This window comes from Bacillus sp. NP157, assembly GCA_018889975.1.
GTDB lineage: Bacteria > Pseudomonadota > Gammaproteobacteria > Xanthomonadales > Rhodanobacteraceae > Luteibacter.
The window spans coordinates 4,686,312-4,712,158 of the sequence record CP076546.1; the positions used below are offsets into that span (position 1 = coordinate 4,686,312).

General features: G+C 66.9%; 22 protein-coding genes. 13 read left to right on the forward strand and 9 right to left on the reverse strand.

The features are described 5' to 3' along the window. Positions 1-108: 108 nt before the first annotated feature. A complete protein-coding gene (locus tag KPL74_21185) occupies positions 109-669 on the reverse strand; it encodes a cob(I)yrinic acid a,c-diamide adenosyltransferase (GenBank protein QWT20244.1) in 561 nt (186 codons plus the stop codon). Positions 670-739: 70 nt separating this feature from the next. Here KPL74_21185 and ubiH point away from each other — a divergent pair, with 70 nt between their 5' ends. The 3 genes from ubiH to KPL74_21200 all read left to right on the forward strand — a co-directional run bounded on the left by ubiH (position 740) and on the right by KPL74_21200 (position 4,069). Further along, the gene (ubiH, locus tag KPL74_21190; GenBank protein ID QWT20245.1) at positions 740-1,942 is read left to right on the forward strand and encodes a 2-octaprenyl-6-methoxyphenyl hydroxylase; all 1,203 of its coding nucleotides are present in this window, start codon (positions 740-742) and stop codon (positions 1,940-1,942) included. After that, positions 1,939-3,153 (forward strand): UbiH/UbiF/VisC/COQ6 family ubiquinone biosynthesis hydroxylase, encoded by a 1,215-nt coding sequence (locus tag KPL74_21195; protein QWT20246.1) that lies wholly within the window; start codon positions 1,939-1,941, stop codon positions 3,151-3,153. Before ubiH ends, KPL74_21195 begins: the two co-directional genes overlap by 4 nt. A gap of 127 nt (positions 3,154-3,280) precedes the next feature. Beyond that, positions 3,281-4,069, forward strand: a complete 789-nt coding sequence (locus KPL74_21200) for a dienelactone hydrolase family protein (GenBank protein ID QWT20247.1) — start codon at positions 3,281-3,283, stop codon at positions 4,067-4,069. A gap of 163 nt (positions 4,070-4,232) precedes the next feature. On the opposite strand, the gene KPL74_21205 is transcribed toward KPL74_21200, so the two are convergent. Then, entirely contained in the window at positions 4,233-5,231 is a 999-nt protein-coding gene (locus tag KPL74_21205; protein ID QWT20248.1) for a polyprenyl synthetase family protein, read from the reverse strand. 131 nt (positions 5,232-5,362) lie between these two features. Between KPL74_21205 and KPL74_21210 the strand changes: the two genes are divergently transcribed. The 4 genes from KPL74_21210 (at position 5,363) to KPL74_21225 (ending at position 10,148) form a co-directional block, all read left to right on the forward strand. After that, the gene (locus tag KPL74_21210) at positions 5,363-6,544 is read left to right on the forward strand and encodes an MFS transporter (GenBank protein QWT20249.1); all 1,182 of its coding nucleotides are present in this window, start codon (positions 5,363-5,365) and stop codon (positions 6,542-6,544) included. 172 nt (positions 6,545-6,716) lie between these two features. Continuing rightward, on the forward strand, positions 6,717-7,376 hold the full coding sequence (gene ssb / locus KPL74_21215) for a single-stranded DNA-binding protein (protein ID QWT20250.1): 660 nt from the start codon (positions 6,717-6,719) through the stop codon (positions 7,374-7,376). Positions 7,377-7,478: 102 nt separating this feature from the next. After that, positions 7,479-8,597, forward strand: coding sequence for an ATP-binding protein (locus tag KPL74_21220; protein QWT20251.1), 1,119 nt, complete (start codon positions 7,479-7,481; stop codon positions 8,595-8,597). A gap of 327 nt (positions 8,598-8,924) precedes the next feature. Then, entirely contained in the window at positions 8,925-10,148 is a 1,224-nt protein-coding gene (locus tag KPL74_21225) for an epoxide hydrolase (protein ID QWT22647.1), read from the forward strand. Here KPL74_21225 and KPL74_21230 read toward each other — a convergent pair. Then, positions 10,129-11,658 carry an FAD-dependent oxidoreductase gene (locus KPL74_21230; GenBank protein ID QWT20252.1) on the reverse strand — a complete coding sequence of 510 codons (1,530 nt, stop codon included), beginning with the start codon at positions 11,656-11,658 and terminating at the stop codon, positions 10,129-10,131. The two genes, KPL74_21225 and KPL74_21230, sit on opposite strands and share 20 nt — an antisense overlap. Positions 11,659-11,704: 46 nt before the next feature. On the opposite strand from KPL74_21230, the gene KPL74_21235 reads away from it, so the two are divergent. Then, positions 11,705-12,196: a MarR family winged helix-turn-helix transcriptional regulator gene (locus tag KPL74_21235; GenBank protein QWT20253.1), complete on the forward strand. Its 492-nt coding sequence runs from the start codon at positions 11,705-11,707 to the stop codon at positions 12,194-12,196. On the opposite strand, the gene KPL74_21240 is transcribed toward KPL74_21235, so the two are convergent. Next, a complete protein-coding gene (locus tag KPL74_21240; protein QWT20254.1) occupies positions 12,188-13,096 on the reverse strand; it encodes a LysR family transcriptional regulator in 909 nt (302 codons plus the stop codon). The genes KPL74_21235 and KPL74_21240 overlap by 9 nt on opposite strands. 105 nt (positions 13,097-13,201) lie before the next feature. On the opposite strand from KPL74_21240, the gene KPL74_21245 reads away from it, so the two are divergent. Continuing rightward, positions 13,202-14,065, forward strand: a complete 864-nt coding sequence (locus tag KPL74_21245) for an aldo/keto reductase family oxidoreductase (GenBank protein QWT22648.1) — start codon at positions 13,202-13,204, stop codon at positions 14,063-14,065. Between the two features lie 84 nt (positions 14,066-14,149). On the opposite strand, the gene KPL74_21250 is transcribed toward KPL74_21245, so the two are convergent. Continuing rightward, the gene (locus tag KPL74_21250) at positions 14,150-15,277 is read right to left on the reverse strand and encodes an aminotransferase class I/II-fold pyridoxal phosphate-dependent enzyme (protein QWT20255.1); all 1,128 of its coding nucleotides are present in this window, start codon (positions 15,275-15,277) and stop codon (positions 14,150-14,152) included. 130 nt (positions 15,278-15,407) lie between these two features. Here KPL74_21250 and KPL74_21255 point away from each other — a divergent pair, with 130 nt between their 5' ends. From KPL74_21255 to KPL74_21270, 4 genes are all read left to right on the forward strand, one after another. Continuing rightward, positions 15,408-16,283, forward strand: a complete 876-nt coding sequence (locus KPL74_21255) for an EamA family transporter (protein ID QWT20256.1) — start codon at positions 15,408-15,410, stop codon at positions 16,281-16,283. A 515-nt stretch (positions 16,284-16,798) separates the two neighbouring features. Further along, positions 16,799-17,044 (forward strand): hypothetical protein, encoded by a 246-nt coding sequence (locus KPL74_21260; protein QWT20257.1) that lies wholly within the window; start codon positions 16,799-16,801, stop codon positions 17,042-17,044. 142 nt (positions 17,045-17,186) lie between these two features. Then, positions 17,187-19,088: a CocE/NonD family hydrolase gene (locus KPL74_21265; protein QWT20258.1), complete on the forward strand. Its 1,902-nt coding sequence runs from the start codon at positions 17,187-17,189 to the stop codon at positions 19,086-19,088. Between the two features lie 844 nt (positions 19,089-19,932). Next, positions 19,933-20,895 (forward strand): Ku protein, encoded by a 963-nt coding sequence (locus KPL74_21270; GenBank protein QWT20259.1) that lies wholly within the window; start codon positions 19,933-19,935, stop codon positions 20,893-20,895. A 166-nt stretch (positions 20,896-21,061) separates the two neighbouring features. Here KPL74_21270 and KPL74_21275 read toward each other — a convergent pair whose 3' ends face one another. The 4 genes from KPL74_21275 to KPL74_21290 form a co-directional block, all read right to left on the reverse strand. Next, positions 21,062-22,282 carry an AGE family epimerase/isomerase gene (locus KPL74_21275; GenBank protein QWT20260.1) on the reverse strand — a complete coding sequence of 407 codons (1,221 nt, stop codon included), beginning with the start codon at positions 22,280-22,282 and terminating at the stop codon, positions 21,062-21,064. Then, a complete protein-coding gene (locus tag KPL74_21280) occupies positions 22,279-23,259 on the reverse strand; it encodes a carbohydrate kinase (protein ID QWT20261.1) in 981 nt (326 codons plus the stop codon). The genes KPL74_21275 and KPL74_21280 overlap by 4 nt, the downstream gene beginning before the upstream one ends. Positions 23,260-23,329: 70 nt before the next feature. After that, entirely contained in the window at positions 23,330-24,652 is a 1,323-nt protein-coding gene (gene fucP / locus KPL74_21285) for an L-fucose:H+ symporter permease (protein ID QWT20262.1), read from the reverse strand. Positions 24,653-24,672: 20 nt separating this feature from the next. Further along, entirely contained in the window at positions 24,673-25,722 is a 1,050-nt protein-coding gene (locus KPL74_21290) for a LacI family DNA-binding transcriptional regulator (protein QWT20263.1), read from the reverse strand. Between the last annotated feature and the right edge of the window lie 125 nt (positions 25,723-25,847).

The window sequence follows — 25,847 nt, forward strand, 5'->3', positions numbered from 1 at the left end:
CAGAATCACCGCCTGCATCGCACGATGGCACTCCACGCATAAGCTCGAACCCCTGGCGAGGGCAGGGCGGTGATCGCCGTGCCGGTCCGCCGAGCTTACACCGCCGGGTCAGCCGCGCGGGCGCCGTTCGTGCTGCCAGAGCACCTCGCCGTGGCCGCTGCGACGTGCAAGGACGCGGGCCAGGACGAACAGTAAGTCTGAAAGGCGGTTCAGGTAACGCTGTGCTTCCGGGCGCACTTCTTCGACGCGGGCCAGCGCGACCACGTCGCGTTCGGCACGCCGGCAGACGGTGCGGGCCACGTGGCAGGTGGCGGCGGGCATGCCACCGCCGGGCAGGATGAAATCCTTCAGGGCGGGCAGGTCGGCGTTGAAGCCGTCGAGCACCGCTTCAAGGCGGTCGATGTCCTTCGCCTGGACCATGGCCATGCCGGGGATGCACAGCTCGCCGCCGAGGTCGAACAGTTCGTGCTGGACCTGGACCAGCACCTCGCGGACGTCGTCGTCGGTGCCCTCGCAGGCGATGACCACGCCGAGCGCGCTGTTCAGCTCGTCCACGGTGCCGTAGGCGGTGACCCGCAGGGAATCCTTGCCGGTGCGGCTGCCATCGCCGAGGCCGGTGCTGCCGTCGTCGCCGGTGCGCGTATAGATTTTCGAGAGTCGGTTACCCATCGGCCGAGTTTAGCGTGCGGCGACCCGCCGCACCCGCGGCGCCTTCACCTTGCGGCGTTATCATCGGCGGATGAGCCCTGCATCCCCCATCCTCATCGTCGGCGGCGGCCTGGTCGGCGCCAGCCTCGCCATTGCCCTGGACGCCGCCGGCATCCCGGCCACGCTGGTCGAGGCCACCGCCCCGCGCGTCGCCGACCAGCCGAGCTACGACGAGCGCAACCTCGCGCTGGCCCGCGCCACGGTCAACGGCCTGGACGCGATCGGCGTGTGGGAGTTCGCCCGTGCCACGCCGATCACGCACATCCATACAAGCCGTGCCGGCGATTTCGGTAGCGTGCGGATGGATGCGGCGACGGAAGGCGTCGATGCGCTGGGCTGGACCCTGCCGGCGCGCGAGCTTGGCGAGGCCTTGCTGCGGCGGCTCGACACCTGTCGGTTGCTGACCCGGATGGCGCCTGCACGGGTGGAGCGGATCGAACCGGTGGAGGGCGGCTGGCTGGCGACGATCAGCGGCGCCGAGGGCAGCACCCAGGTGCGCAGCCCCCTGATCGTAGGGGCGGACGGCACGCAGTCGGGCATCCGTGCCCAGCTGGGCATCGCGACGCGCGAGTACGACTATGCGCAGGCGCTGTTCGTCAGCACGATGATGCCCGCGCGCGATCCGCAAGGACGTGCGTTCGAACGCTTCACCGACGAGGGCCCGGTGGCGGTCCTGCCGCTGGCCGAGCGGCGCATCGGCGTGGTGCTGACGGTGTCGGCCGACCGCGCCGACGAGGTGGCCGCGCTGGACGACAATGCCTTCGCAGCCTTTGCGCAGGAGCGCTTCGGCTGGCGGCTTGGCCGGCTGTCCCGCCCCGGCAAGCGGGTGCCTTACCCGATCCGCCGGGTCGCCGCGGAAGTCCTTACGAGCGACCGCGCCGTGCTGGTCGGCAATGCCGCGCAGACCGTGCATCCGATCGGCGCGCAGGGTTTCAACCTCGGCCTGCGCGATGCGCTGACGCTGGCCGAGCTGGTCGCCGCGGGCGGCGATCCGGGTGACGCGGCCCTGCTGGCCGAGTATGCGAAACGGCGTGCGCCGGATCGCGAGGGGACGATGGCGATGAGCCACGGCCTCGTTCGCCTGGCGTGCCTGGAGCAGCCCTTGCTCGGTCCGCTGCGTTCGCTGGCGATGCTCGCGCTGGATCGCGTGCCGCCGTTGCGCCATGCGCTGTCGCGCCGTGGGATGGGTTTCCGCGAGAACGCGCCGTTTGCCGTGCGGGAGAAAACGCCGTGAGCGAGGCCTGGAACGGCAACGAATCGACGCGTCGTCGCGGCGGCTTGCTCGACATCGCGGTGGTGGGTGGTGGCATGGTCGGTGCGGCCGCGGCGCTTGCGCTGGCGCGCTCCGGCTTCAGCGTGGCACTGGTGGATGCGCGTGAACCCGCGGCGTGGTCGGCGGCGAATGAAGTCGACCTGCGCGTGGTCGGGCTTGCCCCGTCGTCGCTACGCCTGCTCGACGAACTGGGTGTATGGCATCGCATCCGCGAAGCCCGCGCGTCGGCGTACGAGCGCATGGTGGTGTGGGACGCGGAGAATGGCGCCACGCTGCATTTCGACGCGGCCGACGAGGGCCGCGACGTGCTTGGCTATATCGTCGAGAACAATCTGGTCCAGGCGGTGCTGTGGCAGGCGCTGGAGGATGCCGGCGTGCGCCGCATCGTACCGGCCGAAGTGACCGGTTACAGCATGCGCGAGGACCGCGCGCAGCTCGAACTCGCCGATGGCCAGCTATTGTCGGCCCGGCTCGTGGTCGCCGCCGACGGCGCGGAATCGCCGCTGCGCAGCATGGTCGGCATCGGTACGCAGGGGCGCGATTACGCCCAGCGTGGCGTCGTCGCCCACGTGGCCACCTCGCGGCCGCACGAGCGGACCGCGTGGCAGCGTTTCCTGCCGGGCGGCCCGCTGGCGTTCCTGCCACTGGCGGATGGCCGCAGCTCCATCGTCTGGTCGTTGCCGGAAGATGAGGCACGCCGCGTGCTCGCCCTGGACGACGATGCCTTCCGCGATGCGCTTGGCGTCGCCAGCGATTACCGGCTTGGGCCGATCGAACGGGTCACGGCGCGCGCCGCCTTCCCGTTGCGCCTGAAGCTGGCCGATCGCTATGAAGTCGGCCGGCTGGTGCTGCTTGGCGATGCCGCGCATGCGGTGCATCCGCTGGCCGGGCAGGGCGTGAACCTCGGCCTGCGTGACGTGGCCGAGTTGCGCGACACGCTGGTCGAGGCCCGCGAGGCGGGCCGCGATTTCGCCGCGACGCATGTCCTGCGCCGCTACGCACGCCGCCGGCGCAGCGCTGACGAGCTGGACGCGCGTTCGTTCGATGCGCTGGCGCGGGTCTATGCGTGGCAGGCCGCGCCGCTGGTTGCCGCGCGTGGGGTGGGGGTTCGGGTGCTCGACCGCCTCGCGCCGTTGAAGCGTCGGTTGATGCGGCACGCGGCTGGGGGTTGAAGAGTGGAGCGTACCGAGTAAAGAGTAACGAGTAGCGGGGCAGGGGCACGGGCGTGTGGCGAATCGCTGGTGCGGGCGGGGGCGGGGATCGGGCTATGCTTCGGTAACCTTCCGTGGAGATATGCCGATGCGCCGCAGTCTGCTTGCTTTGTCGTTGCTGGCCCTGGGTTTCGTCGGGGGCGCCCACGCGGCGATGGTCGCCAAGCCGGTCCAGTGGACCGACAAGGGCGTGACGTACAAGAGTTTCCTGGTTTACGACGACGCCGTGAAGGCGAAGCGTCCGGGCCTGCTGATGGTGCCGAACTGGTTTGGCGTCAACGACATGGCGGTGGCGAAGGCGAAGGAGATCGCCGGCAAGGATTACGTGATCCTGCTGACCGATATGTACGGTGGCGAGACCCGGCCGAAGAGCACGGACGAGGCAGGTGCGGCGGTGAAGCCGCTCTATGGTGATCGCAAGATCATGCGCGAGCGCGTCACTCGCGCGTTCGACGAGCTGAAGGCGCAGGAGAAGAACGCGCCGATCGATCCGGCCCATCTCGCGGCGATTGGCTTCTGCTTCGGCGGTTCGGCCGTGCTCGACCTGGCCCGTACCGGTGCCGACGTCGCGGCCGTGGTGACCTTCCATGGCCTGCTGTCCGACGATTCGAAGCTGGGTTCGAAGCTGCACGCCAGCGTGCTTGCGCTCAATGGCGCGGACGATGCGAACGTGCCACCGGAACAGCGTGCCGGTTTCGAAACCGAGATGCGCGCGGCGAAGGTCGACTGGGCATCGGTCGATTATGGCAATGCGGTGCATTGCTTCACGGAGAAGGAAGCCACCGATGCCGCGGGCAACTGCCGCTACGACGGCAAGGTCGCCGCGCGGGCCTACACCGCGATGCGCGCGTGGCTGGCCGAAGCATTCAAGAAATAACGCAACATATTTGTAGGAGCGCGCCTGCGCGCGACCGGTATTCCACCATCAGCCCGATGGCATCAGCCCGTTGGAATTCCGGTTTTCAGGTCGACCGGTTGGAGTTCAGGTGGACCCGGTCGCGCGCAGGCGCGCTCCTACAAGTCCACCCCGTCCAGTCCGCTCAGAAGCGCCGTTCAACCGAATAATCAGCCAAAGCGGCCAACGCATCGCGATGCGCCGACGGCGGCAGGGCCGACAAGGCGTCTCGCGCGGCCACGGCATGGGTAACGGCCTTCGCATGCACGCGATCGAGCGCGCCGGAGTCGCGGATGGCGGCGACGATCCGATCGAGCGAGTCGAGGCCGCCGTGTTCGATGGCGTGGCGCAGGGATTTCAGCTGCTCCGGGTCGGCCGTCTGCATCGCGTAGATCAGCGGCAGGGTCGGCTTGCCTTCGGCGAGGTCGTCGCCGATGTTCTTGCCCAGCGTGTCCGCGTCCGAGACGTAATCGAGCAGGTCGTCGGCGATCTGGAAGGCGTAACCCAGCTCCATGCCGTAGCGGCGCAGGGCGGCGACCTGGTCGTCGGGCAGGGCACCCAGCACGCCGCCCAGTTCCGTGGCGGCGGCGAACAGCACCGCGGTCTTGCGTTCGATGACGGCGAGGTAAGCCGCCTCGTCGACGTCGGCGTTGCCGATGTTCAGCAGCTGCAGCACTTCGCCTTCGGCGATGGTGTTGGTGGTGTTGGCGAGGATGCGCATGATGCGCATGTCATCCAGTTCGACCATCAGCTGGAACGAGCGCGAGTAGAGGAAATCGCCGACCAGGACGCTGGCGGCGTTGCCCCACAACGCGTTCGCCGTCTTGCGGCCGCGGCGCATGTCGGATTCGTCCACCACGTCGTCGTGCAGCAGCGTCGAGGTGTGGATGAACTCGATGATGGCGGCGAGCTTGGCGTGTTCGGCGCCCTGGTAACCGGCCGCCCGGGCGGCGAGCACATGCAACATCGGGCGCAGGCGCTTGCCGCCGCCGGCGATGATGTGTTCCGCGATCTGGTTGATCAGTACGACGTCGGAGGACAGGCGATGCCGGATGAGGGCGTCGACCTCCCGCATGTCATCCGCCGCGAGGGTACGGACGGCGGTGAAGTCGATGGGGGTCTGGCTTTCGGCAATGGATGGCATGGGCCCGTCATGGATGCGGCAAATCAGCCCACATTATAGGGATGCCACCGTGTTTTGAATCGTCACGTTGCCGCGTCCGTATAATCCGCCGTGGCGCCGATGCCCGTCGCCGCAACCGGACCGAAGCCTAGGTGAGCCAGCTCAGCCCCCTGGAACGACGCAGCGCCCTGACCCTGGCCCTCGTGATCAGCCTGCGCCTGTTCGGACTGTTCCTCATCCTTCCCGTGTTTTCCGTGTACGCCCGGACCATGCCCGACGCGACGCCGTGGCTGATCGGCGTGGCCCTTGGCGTGTATGGCATTGGCCAGATGCTGTTGCAGGTACCGCTGGGCATGTTGTCCGACCGGATCGGGCGCAAGCCGGCGATCACCCTGGGCCTGGTGGTGTTCGCGCTGGGCGGGCTGGTCGCGGCGGGTTCGCATACGCTGGCGGGCATCGCCCTGGGCCGTGCCTTGCAGGGCATGGGCGCCGTGGCCGGTGCCGGAACCGCGCTGGCCGCGGACCTTACCTCGGACGAGAACCGTGGCAAGGTGATGGGCATCATCGGTGTATCGATCGGCCTGTCGTTCCTGCTGGCGCTGATCCTCGGTCCGCCGCTGGAGGCGTTTGGCGGCCTGGGCGGGCTGTTCGGCCTGACCTCGGTGCTGGCCCTGCTGGCGATGGCCCTGCTGTGGTGGCTGGTGCCGACGCCGGCCCGTGCGGCGCGGCCGGCCACCGGCAGCGTGCGCGACATCCTGGCCATGCTGGGCGACCGCAGCATGCTGGTCCTCAATGGCTCGGTGTTCTTCCTGCATGCACTGCTGACGGCCTGTTTCGTCGGCCTGCCGATCCTGCTGACCGACACCTTCGGCGTCCCGGTGGCGCGCCACTGGACGCTATACCTGCCGGTGATGGTGATCGCGGCGCTGGTGATGGGTGCGTTCATGCCGCGGATGCGCGACGCGGCGCGGAGCGCACGGGTGGTGGTCGGTTGCGTGGTGGCCCTGGGGCTGGCGCTGCTGGGCATGGCCTCGGCGACGTCCCACGAGTGGCTGCTGGGCCTGGCCGCGGCGGTGTTTTTTTCGGCGTTCAACCTGCTCGAGGCGGCCTTGCCGAGCCTGGTGTCGCGGCTGGCCCCGGCCCACCTGCGCGGTGCGGCGATGGGCGCGTATTCGACCAGCCAGTTCTTCGGCGCCTTCGTCGGCGGGGCGATCGGCGGCCTGGCCCTTGGCAGCCTTGGCCTGCACGGCGTATTCGGCTGCGCGGCGGCCCTGACCCTGCTCTGGCTGCCCCTGGTCCTGCGCCTCTCCCCACCCCGGCCCGTCCCCGCGTAACCCGGCGTCCGCCGGCCGGGCGGTAGGCCAAAACCGACACGCTCCGGTGGCAAAAAATGCTTGCCCGACGATTGCCGGAAGCCGCACCATCGCCCACACTATCCGGTCCGCTCTTCCGGTCGCCATCCGGCTGCCAGGTGCGAAGGGCGCATCACGTAAACGAGGGAATTCCATGGCACGCGGTATCAATAAAGTCATTATCGTCGGCAATCTGGGTGCAGATCCGGAAACGCGCTACACCGGCAGCGGTACGGCGATCACCAGCCTGCGTCTTGCGACGTCCGAGAACTGGACCGACAAGCAGAGTGGCGAGAAGCAGGAACGTACGGAATGGCACCGCGTGAAGCTGTTCGGCAAGCTTGCTGAAATCGCTGGCGAATACCTGAAGAAGGGTCGCCAGGTTTACATCGAAGGCTCGCTGCGTACCGACAAGTACACCGATAAGGACGGCGTCGAGCGCTACAGCACCGACATCATCGCCAACGAGATGCAGATGCTCGGCGGCCAGGGTGGCGGCGAAGGCGGCGGTGGCGGCTTCGCCGGTGGCCAGGGCGGTGCGCGTCCGCAGCGTTCGGGCGGCGGCCAGGGTGGCGGCAGCTACGGCGGCGGTGCGGCTGGTGGCGGTGCAGGCGGCGGTGGCGGCAACTGGGGTGGCGGCGCGGGTGGCGGTGGCCAGCAGCGTGGCGGCCAGGGCGGCGGTTACGGCGGTGGCGCTGGCGGTGGCAACCGCGGCGGCGACGACTACGGCCAGCAGCGCGGTGGCGGCAATGCCCCGGCGCGTTCGGCCCCGCCGGTCAACGAAGGCTTCGACGACGACGATATCCCGTTCTAAGTCGCGGATTCATCGAAGAAAGAGCCTCAGTCACATGGGGCTCTTTTTTTGCCTATACCTAAATTATCTAGTTAAGGTATAAAATATACCAAGGAAGGATAAGTGAGACATAACTTGGCGTCTGAATTCCGATTCCCGCGTCCCGAGCTTGCCCAGGAGATGGTTGTTTCCCTGTCGGGCAGGCAGAAATGGAACAGCGACGCGGATGGCTTGTTCCTGTCGGCGCCGCGCCGCACGGGTAAGTCCACCTACCTGCGCAATGACCTGAAGCCCGCACTCGAGGCCGACGGCGTCGAGGTGATCTACCTCGACCTCTGGGCCAATCTCCAACTGGACCCGACCGAACAGGTGTATGCGGCGGTGAGCAAGGCGCTCAAGGCCCATGGCTTGCGACACGCCGCAGGCTCATCCCTGACCGATGCCTTCCGGCTGTTGATCGCAGAGGGCCGGCGTGTCGCCCTGATCATCGATGAAGCGCAGCATCTGCTGGTCAGCGAGCGTGGCGATGACGTGACGCGTGAATTGAAGGCGGCGCGCGATACGTTGAATTCCCCCGGCGACGTCCACCTGATGCTCGTGATGTCGGGGTCCGATCGCGACAAGCTTGGCCGCCTGACCAACTCGAAGTCGGCCGCATTCTATGGATCGCGCGTTCGTGCCATGCCTCTGCTCGATCGCGACTACATCGACTGGATGTGCGGCCTGCTCGCGGCGAGCATTCCCAGCCTCGGGCAGATCAATGCCGAGGGTCTGCTGAAGACGTTCCAATCGCTTGGCAACCGGCCGCGGGACATGGACATGGCGATCAGCAATGCACTCAACCCGAGGCTGGCCGGCGGGCTCGCGTTCGAGGAGGCCGTGGCGGACCATGCGAACGAGATCGTGGCGGCCCAGCGCACACGATACAGGGATACGTATCTCGCCCTCACCGATATCCAGCGCGCGGTACTCGACCACCTGATGACGGTCGGCGATGCGTTCACACCGTTCGGTGCGGCCGCGCACCAGGCCTATGCGAGCCACCTGGGGCGCAAGCCGGGTACGCCCGCCATCCAGAAAGCGCTAAACGCCATGCGCGAGATGCGTCCACCGCTGGTGTGGAAGTCCAACTGGGGCGAGTACGCGCTGGAGGATCTCGGCATGATGGCGTGGCATGACAGCGAAGTCGCAGCGGGAGCATGGCCTCCGGTCGAAAGCGTCGACACGGATACGGCCGGCTGATCGGAGGTTCTTTACGATCCCCTCATTTCTTGCCCTTTCTTACCCCGTCGCGTCAGCCATACGGCGTAGTGAAGCGCCCCCCGGCTGGCGCCTAGACTCGTGGTTCGACATCGATCCGGCCGTTGAGCGCCGGATCCCACGACCAGGGACGGATCCGCACCGCACGCTAACGCCGATCTGGCAGGGTCGACGCCTGAGGGCTCTGCCATGACACACGGGGTTGCGCCATCGTTTCGTTGGCCGTTGCTAGCCGCGTTTGCGCTCGCCGCGGCATCCGCCTTCCTGCCGGCCACGGCGACTGGCGCGCCGCCGTCATCGCCGGGCGGCATGTCCGGCGCCGGCACCGGCATGTTCTTCGACATGACCGACGATTCGACGATCCGTCCGTTCCCCGGCCTGCACGTCTCCGACGACGAGCTGGCCGACCTGATGCGCCGGGTGAAGGCGACCCGCTGGCCGGACAAGGAAACGGTGGCCGACGACAGCCAGGGCGTGCAGCTGGACACGATGAAGAAAGTAGCCGAGTACTGGGGCACGAGTTACGACTGGCGCAGGTTCGAGAAGCGGCTCGATGCATTGCCGATGTTCGTCACCACCATCGACGGCGTGGAGATCCAGTTCATCCACGTCAAGTCGAAGAACAAGCATGCGTTGCCGTTGATCATCACCCACGGCTGGCCCGGCTCGATCGTCGAGCAGATGAAGATCATCGATCCGCTGGCCAACCCTACCGCGCACCACGGCAAGGCGTCGGACGCGTTCGACGTGGTGATCCCGTCGCTGCCGGGCTATGGCCTGTCGGGCAAGCCGACGGCGCTGGGCTGGGATCCGCAACACATCGCCCGCGCGTGGACGATATTGATGAAACGCCTCGGTTACAGGCATTTCGTCGCCCAGGGTGGCGATTGGGGCGATGCGGTGACCGAGCAGATGGGCGTGCAGGCGCCGCCGGAACTGCTCGGGATCCACAGCAACATGCCGGGCACGGTGCCAGAAGACATCGGCAAGCTATTGGCGGACGGCCAGCCCGCGCCAGCCAACCTCAGCGCGGACGAAAAGAAGGCGTACGAGCAGCTCGACGACTTCTACAAGCACGGGCTCGGCTATGCGCAGGAGATGACCAACCGCCCGCAGACGCTGTATGCGCTCGCCGACTCACCGATCGGCCTCGCCGCCTGGATGCTCGACCATGACATCCGCAGCTACCGGATGATCCGCCGCGTCTTCGACGGCGAATCCGAAGGCCTGTCGAAGGACGACGTGCTGGATAACGTCTGCTTCTACTGGTTCACCAACACGGCGGTGTCGTCGGCGCGCCTGTACTGGGAGAACAAGCTCGCGTTCTTCGCGCCGAAGCATATCCAGATCCCGGTGGCTGTCAGCGCCTTTCCCGACGAGATCTACCAGGCACCGGAAAGCTGGGCAAAGGCGGCGTTCCCGAAACTCATCCACTACAACCGGCTGCCCAGGGGCGGCCACTTCGCCGCGTGGGAGCAGCCGGAGGAATACGTCAGTGAGATCCGTGCGTCGTTCAGGTCGTTGCGGAAGTGAGCGCGGGATGGCCCGCAGCCAGCCCGGTGCGATCCATGTAGGCGAGCAGGGCGTCGACGTGTGCGGCATCCACGATCGCACCGATATAGCCGTCGGGACGGACGAGTACCCATTCGCCCGCCGCGAGCCCGTAGGCATCGTGGAAGTGTCCGTCGACATCGCGCAGTTCGGCATCCTCGCCGATGGCATGGATGCGCAGGCCGGCGCGTGGCTCCAGGAGCGACCTGTCGACCCGATTGCCAAGCAGGGTCCAGTGCGAACCGCGGAACAGGTCGAACAGGCGGACGCGCTGGCCCCCGGCGCCGAGCAGCGGCGCGTCGGGTGCGCGGTCGCCTGCAAGTAGCAGGGCGCCATCGCGCTTCGGTGCTTCCATCGACAGCGACACGTCGGGATAGCCAAGGTCGAGCTGGCCGACTTCGCGGGTGCGTCGCATGCTGCCTTGCTTCATCGCATCGAGCATGCGCGTGGCCAGGCCGAGCATGCCGGCGGCGATCGGTCGGCGTTCTTCTTCGTAGGTGTCGAGCAGGGCCTCGGGCGCGCCGTGCAACACCGCCGCGAGTTTCCAGCCGAGGTTGTACGCGTCCTGCGTGCTGGTGTTCAGGCCCTGGCCGCCGGTGGGCGGATGCACATGGGCGGCGTCGCCGACGAGGAAGACGTCGCCGACGCGATAGCGGTCGGCGAGGCGGGCGCTCATCGTGTAGGCGGAGGCCCAGCTCACCGCATGGATGGCGATGTCGTCACGGCCGGCGCGCTCGCGCACGAACGCCTGCAGGCCCGGCGCGGAGAGATCGACTTCGCCGTCGAGCGGGATCGGCGCCTGCACCTGGAAGAGCTCGGTGCCGGCGAGCGGGCAGATCGCCAGCTGGCGGGTCATGTCGCCTTCGCCGAAGCGGTGCCATGCGTCCCGGTCCACACCGGTGAGTTTCACGTCGGCGACGATCGCCCTCACGCCGAGGTCCTTGCCGGGAAAGCCGACGTCGAGGCGGCGGCGGATGGCGCTGCGGCCACCGTCGGCGGCAACGAGGTAGCGCGCATGTACGGTTTCGACGCCGAGCGGCCCTTCGACGCGGGCCGAGACACCGTCGTCCCGTTGCTGGAAGTCGAGCAGCGCGTGGCCGAAGTCGACCGCGCCGCCGAGCTCGGCCAGTCGCTCGCGCAACACGGCTTCGGTCAGGAACTGCGGCAGCATCAGCGGCGTGCCGTAGGGTTCGGCCGCGGTGCGGGCGGCGCTGTCGACCACCTGCGAGTCGGTAAAGCTGCCGTCGGCGGCGTGCAGGCGTAGCACCGGGTAGGCCGAGCCCGTGGCGACCATGCGGTCGATGACGCCGAGGTCGTCGTAGATCTCGAGTGTGCGCGGCTGGATGCCCTTGCCGCGCGAGCCACGGAAGGCGGTGGTTTCCTTTTCGACCAGGCGGAAGCGGATGTTGCGACGGGCGAGCTCGATGGCGAGGGTGAGGCCGGACGCACCGGCACCGCAGATCAGGACATCGACGGACGAGGACAGGCTCATGGCGGCTCCAGATAGGTGTACTATGCACACGATTCGGGAGCATCCTATGCCAACGCCAAAACATGTGCAAGATGCACATATTCGTGACCAGCTGCGCGGACTGCATGGCTCGCTGATCCGCATCGTCAGCGTCATGAACCGCCCGCAGGGCGATGAGACGCTGATCCGCGAGGCCGGGATCCGGCTCGACCGGGCGTTGTTCCCGCCGCTGGTGCTGATCGATCGCCTCGGCCCGATCGGCGTGGTCGAACTCGCCGAGCGGGTGGGGCGCGACTACACGACGGTAAGCCGGCAGGTGGCGAAACTGGAGACGCTGGGCCTGGTGACACGGCAGGCGCAGGCCGCCGACCGGCGGATCCGGGAGTCGGTGATTACGGCCGACGGCAAGGTGATGATCGATGCGCTGGACGCCGCGCGCGAACGGATCGCCCGGCAAGCCTTCGAGCAGTGGGAGGGCAAGGATTTCGACGACCTGGTCCGGCTTACCCGCAAGCTCGCCGAGGCGATGGAAACCCAGATCGGGGTCGGCTCAGGCTGATCCTGGCGACGTCTCGCGGACGAAATCGACGAAGGCGCGCAGCGGCGACGGCAGGTGTTCGCGGCCGGGGTAGTAGAGGAACGGTCCGCCGAACACCTGGGTCCAGTCGTCGAGCACCGTGACCAGCGCCCCGCTTTCGAGGTGCGGGCGTAGCCAGTCTTCGAACAGGTGGACGATGCCGAGGCCGGCCAGCGCGCCTTCCACGGCGAGGTCGAACGCCGAGGCCTGGCGGACCAGCAGCGGCCCTTGCGGATCGACGCGGACGATCTCGCCGTCGCGCTCGAATTCCCACACGGGGATGTAGCCACCGGCGAACTGGCCGCGCATGCAGGCGTGCCGAAGCAGGTCCCGCGGGTGGATGGGGATGCCGTGCTCGCGCAGGTAGGCCGGGGTCGCCGCGGTCACCAGCGACTGCGCGCGGGGTCCGATCGGCAGCGCGATCATGTCCTGCTCGAGGCGTTCGTCGTAGCGGATGCCGGCGTCGCAGCCGGCGGCAAGCAGGTCGACGAAGCTGTCCTCGACGACCACCTCGAGGCGGATATCCGGATAGCGCCGCAGGAACGGCATGACGATCGGCGCGAGCACCGTGCGAGCCACGTTGGCTGGCACGTTGATGCGCAGGGTGCCGGCCGGGCTGTCGCGGAAGTGGTTGACCACGTCGAGGGCGGCTTCGACCTCGTTGAAGGCCGGTGCCAGCCGCTCGGCGAGCCGGGCGCCGACCTCGGTCGCGGCCACCGAGCGGGTGGTCCGGTTGAGCAGGCGGACGCCCATGCTGGCTTCGAGCCGTCGCACGGCCTCGCTCAGGCTGGAGGCCGACTGGCTGTGGGTGCGGGCGGCTTCGCGGAAGCCGCCGGCGCGGACCACGGCGAGGAAGGCGGAGAGATCCTGGAAATCGGTCATTGTTCGGAATGCCGTACGGCCCGTGCCGGTTCGACCGGATTATCGCGCAATCCACGTAGCCCTATAGTTCAGCCCATCCCTACAGGAGCAAAGGCAATGACCGACATGACGAAAGCAGGTAACTGGACGCTGGGCGACCGCACGGTGCATCGCATGGGTTACGGCGCGATGCAGCTGGCCGGGGAGGGCGTGTTTGGCCCGCCGAAGGATCGCGCTGGCGCCATCGCGGTGTTGCGCGCGGCGATCGAGGCCGGGGTGAACCACATCGACACCAGCGACTTCTACGGCCCGCACGTGACCAACCAGATCATTCGCGAGGCGATCAGTCCCTATCCGGACGACCTCACCATCGTGACCAAGGTCGGTGCGGTGCGTGGCGAAGACGCTTCGTGGCGCCCGGCGCAGAAGCCGGCCGAACTGGTCCAGGCCGTGCACGACAACCTGCGCAACCTTGGCCTGGACGTGCTCGACGTGGTGAACCTGCGGATCATGGGCGACGTGCACGCGCCGAAGGAAGGTTCGATCGAGGCGCAGTTCACGGCACTGGCCGAGCTGCGCGAGAAAGGCCTGATCCGCCACCTTGGCGTCAGCAATGCGACGCTGAAGCAGGTGCAGGAAGCCCAGGGCATCGCGCCGGTGGTCTGCGTGCAGAACCAGTACAACCTGGTGCAGCGCGAGGACGACGCGCTGGTCGATACGCTGGATGCGATGGGCATCGCCTACGTGCCGTTCTTCCCGCTGGGCGGTTTCAGCCCGCTGCAGTCGGAGGAGCTGGCCGCGGTGGCGAAGCACCTCGACGAAACGCCGATGCAGGTGGCGCTGGCGTGGCTGCTGCATCGCTCGCCGAACATCCTGCTGATCCCCGGGACGTCGTCGCTCGCGCACCTGAAGCAGAACCTTGCCGCGGCGACGATCGAGCTGCCGCACGATGTGCTGGATGAGTTGGAGGCGATTGGGTCGAAGGGCTGAGCCAGGAGCCATCGCGCGCAGGCGCGCTCCTACAACCGCCCGTGTAGGAGCGCGCCTGCGCGCGATCCCCGTTGCGATCCCCTGTCACCCGCGCAAATGCGCCTCCAGCGCCCCGACCGTCTCGGCACAATCCGCCCGCCCAAACCCGATCCGGAATCGCCCTTCCGGTGTGTCCCCCAGCTGCGACACGTAATTGGACGCCGGCAACAACAACACCCCGCTACGCTCCACCAGGTCCGCGCAGAACGCATCGACGCCTTCTTTGCCGAGGTACCGCGGATACGCCACGCAGCCACCGTCCGGCCGCTGCCAGGCGAAGCGATCCGCATGCCGTGCGAAGAAGCCGTCCAGTGTCACCAGGTTCGCATCGACCAATGCCTGGTTGCGCGCCAGGATGCGCTCGCGGTTCTTCAGGGCGATGAGCGCGAGCTGTTCGGACGGCCCCGCATTGCAGATCGACAGATAGTGTTTGTAGCGTTCCATCCGCTGCAGCAGGTCGCGATCCGCGCAGGCGATCCAGCCCAGGCGCAGACCGGGAAGGCCGTAGGCCTTGGACATCACGCCGAGCGAGACGCCGCGTTCGTAGACGTCCGCCGCGTGGGGTAGGTGCACCGTGCCGGTGGGTCCGAGCCCGTGGTAGACCTCGTCGCTGAATAGCCACAGCCCGTGCGTGCGGCACAGCGCGACGAGCGCGTCGAAGCGATCGCGTTCGAGGATCTTGCCGGTCGGGTTGTGTGGGAAATTGATCGAGACCACGCGTGTGTTCGGGCGGATGGCCGCGGCGATGCGATCGATGTCGAGCGACCAGTGGTCGTCAGGGTCGAGCGGCACACCGGTGGCCTGGCCGATCGACAGCGGCAGGGTCTCCGCCGACTGGTAGTTCGGAGTCACCACGATGGCGTGGTCGCCCGCCTCCATCAGCACGCGCATGGCGACGTAGAGGCCTTCCTCCGCGCCGGCGAAGCAGAGGATGTCGTCGGCAGCGCGGTTGGCGTACGTGCCGGCGATGGCCTCGCGCAACGCGGGCGCGCCCCAGGTCTGCGTGTAGCCCAGGTGCAGCCGTCCGAAGTCTTCGCGGTCGGTGGGCGTGGCCATGGCTAGCAACTCGTCCAGCGTCATGCTCTGCGCGTCGGATGCCGTGAGGTGGTAGCGCGCGGCGAACTCCCAACGGGAGAAGTATGTTTCCAGGCGGAAGTCGGGAAGGGCGGTCATGGCGGGTCCGGATGGATGGCTGGACGGTGAACATGGACTATATGTCTATGCAGAACAAAAAGTCCATTTGCTGTCAGCAGACTGCGTGCCGGCACGATCAAACCGCCCGCTGCTCCGCTACAGTAATCGCATGAATTCCCGTTCTGCTCCCTGGCTTCCCGCGCTTGCCGTGCTCGGGTCGGTCACCTCGCTTTGCATCGGCACGTCGTTCGCGAAGAAGCTCTTCCCGCTGGTGGGCGCGGAAGGCACGTCGGCCCTGCGCGTGGGTTTTTCCGCGCTGGTGCTGGTGCTGTTCTGGCGTCCGTGGCGCTGGCCGCTGAGCCGCCGCGACGCGGGTTTCGTCATCCGCTACGGGCTCACGCTCGGGGTGATGAACCTGCTGTTCTACATGGCGCTGCGCACGATCCCGTTTGGCCTGGCGGTGGCCATCGAGTTCAGTGGCCCACTCGCGGTAGCGATGTGGTCGTCGCGGCGGCCGGTGGATTTCCTCTGGCTGGGCAGTGCGATCGCCGGCCTGGCCATGCTGTTACCGATCGGCCAGCACGCCACGCTGGATCCCACGGGCGTGCTGTTCGCGTTGGGTGCCGCGGTGTGCTGGGCCCTCTACATCCTGTTCGGCAAGCAGGCGGGCCACCTGCACGCGGGGCATTCCGTGTCGCTTGGACTGGTGGCGGCGAGCCTCGTGGTAGTGCCCTTCGGGGTGGCTCACGCGGGGGCGAGCCTGCTCGACCCGGCGATCCTCGCAGCGGGCGTCGGGATAGCCATCGTCTCGAGTGCCATCCCGATGTCGCTGGAAATGATGGCGTTGAAGCGTCTGCCCAGCCAGACCTTCGGCATCATGGTCAGCCTCGAGCCGGCGGTGGCGTCGCTGCTGGCCATGCTGCTGCTCGACGAGCACCTCACGGCACATCAATGGGTCGCCATTGGCTTCATCGTGCTGGCGTCCATTGGCAGCACGATCACCGCCCAGCGGGCCCGTCCCCAGGCGGTCGAGCTCGCGGGATAGCCGTGCTGGCCGCTTTCGCGTCGGTAATTGTCAACCGACACGTGTCATGTGATGTGACCTCCATCATGGGAATTCAGCCGGCGTTGCCCAGCGAGGCCGTCCGCAAGTCCTTTCTGGCGCGGAACGGTGCCGGGTGGCCTGTCAGCCAAATGTCTCGCATTTAGGCATATGCTCATGCGGCCTCTTGCGAAAATCCCCGCGAAGGCCCGCCCACCGGCGTATACAAGATGTCATAATGCCAATGTACGGATGACAAGTTTCAGGGCTAGCCGCGTGCGTGAAGGCGCGTTTATTCTGAAAATGGCAGGGAACGTGTCTGCGCTGCGCCGCCTGACAGACTCGCTTCACCATTGTCGTTAAGCCCTAGACGTGGTTATCTTCGGATAGGTACGTCCTGGGTGTTAGATGGATAAGCCTGCAAATGTGGTGGCTGCCGTGGAGGGTTCCGCCCGTTCGTGGTGGGTAATCGCCCCCGCATTTGCATCATAAAAAAACATTTTGAGGAGCCACACACCATGAAGTTTGCCCCGATCGCCGCTCTCGCCCTCATCGCCGTCGCCGCCCTCTCGGGCTGCAACAAGAGCGAAGACAACGCTGCCCCGGCCGACACCACCCCGGCTGCTGCTTCGACCGCCGCTGCCGCACCGGCCGCTGCTTCGACTGCTCCGGCTGCTGACGCTGCTGCCCCGGCCGCTGCTTCGACGGCTGCTCCGGCTGCCGCCGGCACCGCCGCTCCGGCTGCTGCCTCGACCGCCCAGTAATTTGGGTACCGGCCCCTCGGGGCCTGGTCGAAAAGGAACGCCGCCTTCGGGCGGCGTTTTTTTTGCTGGCGCAGTCATGGCGTGGCGTCGCGGATTGCTGCAGGCTAGGACGGTCACGTCCCACTGCCCCAGGAACCTCCCCATGCATCGTCGTTCGCTGCCGTTGGCCCTGCTTACCCTGTCCCTCGCCGTCGCCGCCGGCCTCGCCGTCGCGCAAACCGCGCCGATGACGCCGGACATCCCCGCGAAGTACGACGCGCCGCTCACGGCGAACGACTTCATCAAGCGCGTGGTCGAGATCCCGATGCGTGATGGCGTCACCCTGCACACGGTGATCGTGATCCCGAAGGGCGCGAAGCACGCGCCGATCCTGCTCACCCGCACCCCGTACAACGCCGATGGCCGCGCCGGCCGCTCCGACGCCCACACCATGCGCGACCTGCTCCCGCAGGGCGACGAGGTGTTCGTCGACGCTGGCTACATCCGCGTCTTCCAGGACGTGCGTGGCAAGTACGGCTCCAAGGGCGACTACGTGATGACCCGGCCGCTGGTCGGCCCGCTCAACGACACCAGGGTCGACCATTCCACCGACGCCTACGACACGATCGACTGGCTGGTGAAGAACCTGCCGGAATCCAACGGCAGGGTCGGCATGCTCGGCTCGTCGTACGAAGGCTTTACCGTGGTGATGGCGCTGGTCAATCCGCATCCCGCGCTGAAGGTCGCCGCGCCGGAAAGCCCGATGGTCGACGGCTGGATGGGCGACGACTGGTTCCACTACGGCGCCTTCCGCCAGACCAACTTCGACTATTTCACCGGGCAGACCACCAAGGCGGGGAAGGGCAGCGAGATCCCGCGCGCCGGTTTCGACGACTACGCCAACTTCCTCCGCGCGGGTTCCGCCGGCGACTACGCCCGCGCCGCCGGGCTGGACCAGCTGCCGTACTGGCGCAAGGTCAGCGAGCACCCCGCCTACGACAGCTTCTGGTCGAACCAGGCGCTGGACAAGGTGATGGCAAAGCAGCCGCTGAAGGTGCCGACCATGTGGCTGCAGGGCCTGTGGGACCAGGAAGACATGTGGGGCGCGATCCACAGCTACGAGGCGGTCGAGCCGAAGGACAAGGGCAACGACAAGAACTTCCTCGTCATGGGTCCGTGGCGGCATAGCCAGGTGAACTACGGTGCCGCGTCGCTCGGTGCCCTGAACTGGGATGGCGATACCGCCCTGCAGTTCCGCCGCGACGTGCTGTTGCCGTTCTTCAACCAGTACCTGGTCGACGGCGCGCCCAAGGCGAACACGCCGCCGGTGCTGATCTACAACACGGGCGAAAACCACTGGGATCGCTTCAAGTCGTGGCCGCAGGCAAAGGGCACGAAGCCGCTTTACCTGGAAGCCAACGGTGGCCTGTCGTTCACTGCGCCGGGCGCCGAAGCGGCGAAGTACGACGAGTACGTTTCCGATCCGGCCAAGCCGGTGCCCTATGTGCCGCGCCCGGTGAATTTCGGTGACCGCCAGTCGTGGACGACGTGGCTGGTCCACGACCAGCGCTTCGTCGACGGCCGCCCCGACGTGCTGACCTACGTGACCGAGCCGCTGACCTCCCCGCTGCGCGTCGCTGGCGCCCCGCAGGTCGACCTGTATGCCTCGACCAGCGGCACGGACAGCGACTGGGTGGTGAAGCTGATCGACGTCTACCCGGACACCAACGCGAGCAGCCCGGAGATGGGTGGCTATGAGCTGTCGGTGTCGATGGATATCTTCCGCGGCCGCTATCGGGAGAGCTTCAGCGAGCCGAAGGCGCTCACGCCGAATACGCCGCTGCAGTACAAGTTCGCGCTGCCGACGGTGAACCATACGTTCCTGCCGGGTCACCGGGTGATGGTCCAGGTGCAGTCGTCGTGGTTCCCGCTCTACGACCGCAACCCGCAGACGTTCGTGCCGAACATCTTCTTCGCGAAGCCGACGGACTACCAGAAGGCCACGCAGCAAATCTGGCACACCCCGGGCCACGCCAGCGCCATCGACCTGCCTGTGATGCCGTAACGCACGCGCCGGGGCCGACCTTCTCGCGGCGCTCGGGCGTTCTGGCAGGAAGAGCCCTCGGCGCCTACCCTCGCTGCTCAGACAGCGTTCTGGCGTGCGAAAAGGAAGGGCTGCTCCGCAGCCCGTTTCCCTATTGGCCTGCGGCCGCGCACCGGGTGCCGGGCGGCGGTTCTTGATTCGGCATCCTGCCTCAACAAGAACGGCCGGCCATCGTGGCCGGCCCCCTGCGGGCTTCTTCCGTCCGGCCCCCTCGCCGCCACGAACTCGCCTCGAGGGTAGGCGCCGAGGGCTCTTCCTCCACGTTCCCGCAAGCTGGGTTGGACGGCCTGACGCAGCGGCGGCTCGTGTAGGAGCGCGCCTGCGCGCGAATGGGATTGCCTCAACAGAGCAGGTACCAGCGCCCAGGATCATCATTCCAATGTGATTCGACGGCGTTCGCATGGTTGGTGAATCAGGTTCCAGCATCCCCGCCCCGTTGGTTTTCGCGCGCAGGCGCGCTCCTACAACAGCATGGCAGCGTCGGGCGAGGCCCCAGGCCTGCTCTCCGGCCCGTCGCGCGCGGCCGGCAAGAACAGCCCTCGGCGCCCACCCTCGAGGCGAGTTCCGCACAAGCGAGCGGCCGTAGGCCGATCAAGTACATGGGCCGCGGCTGCGGCCAACCTTGTCGAGCGCGGAGGACCTGTCTGAGCAGCGAGGGTGGGCGCCGAGGGCTGGTCCTGCGACCACGCCCGAGCGCCGCGGCCCGTCTGTGCCAGAACGCCCGAGCGCCGCGCGGAACTCGGACCCACATTCCGTCGACATGGCGAGGGGGATGCTCGGGCTCCCTGCGATCGAGGAACCGCCCATGGCCCGCCCGATCTGGACCGGCACGCTCACGTTCGGCCTGCTCAACGTACCCATTCGCCTGATGACCGGCGAACGCCGCACGGACATCCACTTCCGCATGCTCGACCAGCGCGACAACACGCCGGTGCGCTACGAGCGGGTCAACGCCGATACCGGCGAGGAAGTGCCCTGGAAAGACATCGTCAAGGCCTTCGAATACCAGAAGGGCAACTACGTCGTGCTTGAAGAAGACGACATCAAGAGTGCCGCCAGCGATGCCCACGAAACCGTCGAGATCGACAGTTTCGTCGACGCGGGCGTGATCAGCCCGGCGTACTTCGAGAAGCCCTACGTGCTGGCGCCGGCGAAGAAGGCCGAGAAGGGTTACGTGTTGCTGCGCGAGACGTTGAAGAAAACCGGCAAGATCGGCATCGCCCGGGTGGTGATCCGCACCCGCGAATACCTGGCGGCGGTGATGCCCGAGGGTGATGCGTTGCTGTTGAACATCCTGCGCTACCAGGCCGAGCTCATCGACCCCGAGGAATACGGGCTACCGGCGAAGGAGGCTTCGTCGTACCGGATCACGCCGAAGGAAATCGAGATGGCCTCCGACCTGGTCAAGTCGATGGCGGGCAAGTGGAAGCCAGAAGATTTCCGCGACGACTTCCGCGACAAGCTGCGCAAGGTGATCGAGAAGCGCCTGAAGAGCAAGGGCGTGACCACGACAGTGGATGATGACGACGACCACGTGCCCGAGCACGCGACCACCAACGTGGTCGACTTCATGGAGTTGCTGAAGAAGAGCATCGGGGCGAAGAAGCGCACGCCGGCGGTGAAGCAGCCTGCGGGGTCGACGGCGAAGGTGGCGACGAAGAAGACGGCGGCGAAGAAGGCGCCGGCGAAGAAGGCGCCTGCGAAGAAGGCTGCCGCCAAGAAGGCTGCGGCCGGCAAAACGGCGGCAAGAAAAAGGCGCTCAGCCTAGGCTGGGCGCCTCTCTTTTGTAGGAGCGCGCCTGCGCGCGACATGTTTTAGCGAAAAAGCCGCGGGCCTGGTGGCCCATCGCGAGAAGATGTCGCGCGCAGGCGCGCTCCTACAGGGGTGTCGCGGTCGAGCACGGGTGTCGCGATCAAACAGGGGGGGGGTGCGAGTCAGGCCTTTTGCATCCGGCGCAGCGAGGCCATCACTTCGTAGCAGGCGCCCATCGTGTGGTAGTCGGTCTTGCCAGCGGGGCTTTTCTCGTCGTCGTACTTCTTGTTGTCGCGGGTCAGGATGCGGTACCACGCGCCGTACTTATGGTCGACGAAGTGTTCCCAGCTGTACGCCCAGATCTTCTCGTACGCTTCGTCGTACTTCGCGTCGCCGGTGGTTTCGAACAGCAGCTGCGCGGCGGCGAGCGATTCGGCCTGCACCCAGAAGTACTTGTCGTCGTCGCAGACGTCTCCTTCCGGCGAGAAGCCGTAGGCGATGCCGCCGTGTTCCTTGTCCCAGGCCTTGTCCAGCGCCTCGTCGAACAGGTGGCGGGCGGTGGGGACCAGCCATGCCTTGTGGCGCGCGGTGCCCTTCGTATAGCGATCGAGCATCATCAGCAGCTTGGCCCACTCGGTCTGGTGGCCCGGCTGGAAGCCCCACGGGCGGAACAGGTGCTTGGGATTGTCCAGGTTGTATTCCCAGTCGATCGACCAGTCCTGGTGGTAGTGCTCCCAGACCAGCTTCTGCGGGGTGAGGGCGGCCTGGCGCTGGGTCATGTGCTCGGCGAGCAGCAGGGCGCGATCGAGGTAGCGATCTTCCTTCGTGGCTTCCCACGCGGCGATCATCGCCTCGCACATGTGCATGTTCGCGTTCTGGCCGCGGTAACCGGTGAAGTTCCAGTCCTTGTCCGCCTCGTCGCGGTACAGGCCTGGGCCGACTTCCCAGTAGCGCTTCTCGAGCAGGTCCCAGATCTCGCCCTGCCAGGCGCGCGCTTCGTCGAAGCCGACCTTCACGCCGCACGAGTAGGCCAGCAGCATGAAGGCCAGGCCGTAGCAGTGGTTCATCTGGTCGTCGCGCTTGCCGTCGGCGATGGTCCAGGCGTAACCGCCGGTTTCCGGGTTGAGGTGCACCTCGCGCAGGTACTTCAGCCCGTGCATGGTCAGTTCCTTGTCCTCGGGCTTGTTGAACTCGAGGTAGGCCATGGCGTGGTTGAAGACGAAGCGCGTGCTCGACACCAGGTGGCGATGGCTGCGGTCGTACACCGAGCCATCGTCCTTGTAGTACTGGAAGAAACCGCCAGCCTTGTCGACTTCGTTCGGTGCGTAGAACTTCAGCGTGGTGGCGACGTGGTCGCGGAGCACGTCCACGTTATGGAAATCGGGGAGGGGGACGTTCGTCATGCGTGCTTCTCCATGAAGGCCTTTACTTCGGCCTGGTCGGGAATGGCGGTGAACGAGCCTTTGCGCGTGGCGGTGAGGGCACCACAAGCGGCGGCAAAGCGAATCAGGCCGGTGAGGCGGGCTTCGTCGGCCACCAGGGCTTCGAGGTCGTCGCGGGTGACGCCCTCGGCAGCGAGGCGGGCCAGCAGGCCGCCAACGAAGGCGTCGCCCGCCGCGGTGGTGTCCACGGCGTCGACCTTGTAGCCGGCGATGACGCCGCTGGCCTTGCGGGTGAACCACCGCATCGGTTCGGGGCCGTCGGTGATCAGCAGCAGGCCGGCCTTGCCGGTCCAGAGCTTCGCCATCACCGCCGCGTCGGAACCCGCGCCTTCGTGGATCACCGCGAACTCTTCGGCGCTGAGCTTGATCACGTCCGCTTCGAGCAGGGTTTCCCACAGGCGCGGCAGCTGGTCTTCGCCCTTAGGCCACAGGGCAGGGCGCAGGTTCATGTCGAAGCTGACCAGGGCACCGGCGGCGCGGGCGCGACGCATGCCCTCGACCGTGGTCGATGCGATGGCGGCTTCGGTCAGCGAGTTGGAGCAGACATGGAAGATCGCCAGGTCGTCGAAGGTTTCCTTGCGGAAGTGCTCCGGACGGAACAGCAGGTCGGCCGCGGGCGGTCGATAGAAGCTGAAGCTGCGATCGCCCTTGTCGTCGTGCGCGACGAAGGCCAGCGCGGTGCGCGCCTCGTCGGTACGGGCGACGTCCTCGGTGCCGACGCCAAGGTCGGTGAGGCTCTTGAGCAGGAAGTCGCCGAACATGTCACGCGCCAGCATGCCGGCGAACCGGGCAGGGGCGCCGAGCAGGGCGGCGGCAACCGCGACGTTGGCGGGGGCACCGCCGGCGAACGGAACGAAGGCGGGAGGCTGACCGGCGCCGCCCTGGGGCTGTGCGTGGAAATCGATCAGCGCCTCGCCGAAGCAGAGGATGGAAGACATGCGACGGCCTGTCCTTGGTGCGGTGAAAAACACGACGGCCGGCGTGTGCCGGCCGTCGCCATGGATGGTCTTAGCGCGCCGCGACCGGCGTGCCACGAACCTTGGAACCGCTCAGACCGTAGAACACGATGTACGCGTAGCAGATCAGCGGGATGAAGAAGGCGTGCTGGATACCGATGTGATCGGCGATCGCACCCTGCAGGATCGGGATCAGCGCGCCACCGACGATGGCCATGATCAGCAGCGACGAGGCCTTGCCGGTCAGCGGACCCATGCGCTCGATGCCGAGCGAGAAGATCGTCGGGAACATGATCGAGTTGAACAGGCCGATGGCGACGATGCTGTACACCGCGACCACGCCGGTGGTCATCATCGTGGTGATGACGAGCAGGGCGTTGATGACGGCGAACACCGCCAGCAGCGCGCGCGGCGAGAACCGGGCCAGCAGGGCCGAGCCGATGAAGCGGCCGACCATCGCGCCACCCCAGTAGAAGGCCACGTGCGACGCGGCGACTTCACCGGACATGTTGCCGATCTCCGGCAGCTGCAGGTAGTTGATCATGAAGCTGCCGATCGACACTTCGCCGCCGACGTAGAAGAAGATGCCGAGCACGCCGAAGAACACGTGCGGGGTCTTCAGGGCGTCCATCAGCGTGTGATGGCCTTCGTCGGCCTTCTCGGTGGTCTCTTCGAGCTTCGGCAGGTTGAACAGGTACACGCCGATCGCGATCACCACCAGCACCAGGGCCAGGCCGATGTACGGCACCTGCACGGAACTGGCTTCGGTGGCGCGGTAGGTGACCTGCTCGGCGGCGCTGAGCTTGGCGATGTCGTCGCTGCTCTTCACCGCGTTGGACAGGATCACCATGCCGCCGAAGAACGGGGCGAGGAAGGTGCCGAACGAGTTCAGCGCCTGGGCCAGCGTGAGGCGGCTGGAGCTGGTCTTTTCAGGACCGAGCAGCGCGACGTACGGGTTGGCCGCCACCTGGAGCACGGTGATGCCGGTGGCCAGGATGAACAGGGCGGCGAGGAAGATCGGGTAGACGCGCATGCCCGCGGCGGGCCAGAACAGCGCCGCGCCGATGCCGGCGATGATCAGGCCGGCGACGATGCCTTTCTTGTAACCGAGGTTGGCGACCAGCTTGCCGGCCGGCAGGCCCATGATGAAATAGGCACCGAAGAAGGTGAACTGGATCAGCATCGCCTTGAAGTAGTTCAGCTCGAACACGGCCTTCAGGTGCGGGATCAGGATGTCGTTCAGGCAGGTCAGGAAACCCCACATGAAGAAGATCGTGGTCATCACGCCCAGGGCGAGCGGGAAATACGTGTAACGGGTGTCGCCGCCGCTCGTCGGGGACGATGCGTTGGGCAATGGCGCGGAACCGGTAGCCATGGGGTGCTCCAATGTGGTGTTCAGGGGGATGACGGTGGGCAGCTGCTTTCGCGGACAACCAGCCGCACGGGCGAGATCGTATAGGCCGCTTCCGTCTCGGGATTGCGAAGTCTTTCCAAAATGAGTTCGGCGCTGCGTCGGCCCAGGCCGCGCGGATCCACCGCGACGGTGGTCAGGGGCGGGACGCATACCTCCGCTTCGGCGACGTCATCGAAGCCGGTCAGGGCGAAGTCTTCGCCCGGGCGGCGGCCGCGCTTGGTCAGGCCCAGCATAAGGCCAAGGGCTACCGCGTCGTTGTAGCAAACCGCCGCCGTCGGGGCCGGGTCGCGGGCGAACAGCGCGCCGGTCTGGCGTGCGGCCTCCAGGCGGGTGGGGGCGCTTTCGATCACCCAGGCCGGGTCGACCTTCAGGCCGGCCTTCTCCATCGCGCTGGTGTAGCCGCGGCGGCGTTGTTCCACCGAGCTGGAGTCGCGATGGCCGCCGAAGAAGGCGATGCGCTGGTGGCCGAGGTCGATCAGGTGCTGCGTGGCCAGGCGTGCGCCGTGTTCGTTGTCCATCTCCAGCGTGTCCCAGCGGTGCGTGCCTTCGTCGTCGGGCAGCTCGCGGTTGAACACCAGCAGGGGCGTGTGCATGCCGACGGCGGTCAGCACGCGCTCGCCGTCGCTGCCTTCGGCAGGCGAGAGGATGATGCCGGCCGGCCCGTGCTCGATCATCGAATTGAGCACGGCCTGCTGGCGTTCGGGCGATTCGCCCGTGTTGCCCAGCAGGGTGACGTAGCCGGCGCTGGCCAGGGTTTCGTCGGCCCCGGCGGCGAATTCGGCGAAGAACGGGTTGCCCAGGTCATTGATGACCAGGCCGATGCTGGACGAGGTGCGTCGACGCAGGTTGGCTGCCGCCCGGTTATAGACGTAGCCTTGTCGCTTCAATTCCGCTTCGACCCGGGCACGGGTGACCGAGTTGACCAGGGGGCTACCGCGCAGCACCAGTGAAACGGTGGCGCGCGAGACATCGCAACCCTGGGCGATATCGGCCAGCGTGACCTTGCGGCGCTGCGGGGTGGTCCTCGCCATCATGGCTCCTTCAAACGATCTAAACCGCGCGATCATCGCGCGGTCGGCCTAGGGACGCATTACGCACTGCAACATGCGTGGGTGCGCTATCTTTGCTACGTTCAGCCTGTTTGTCACGATCCAAA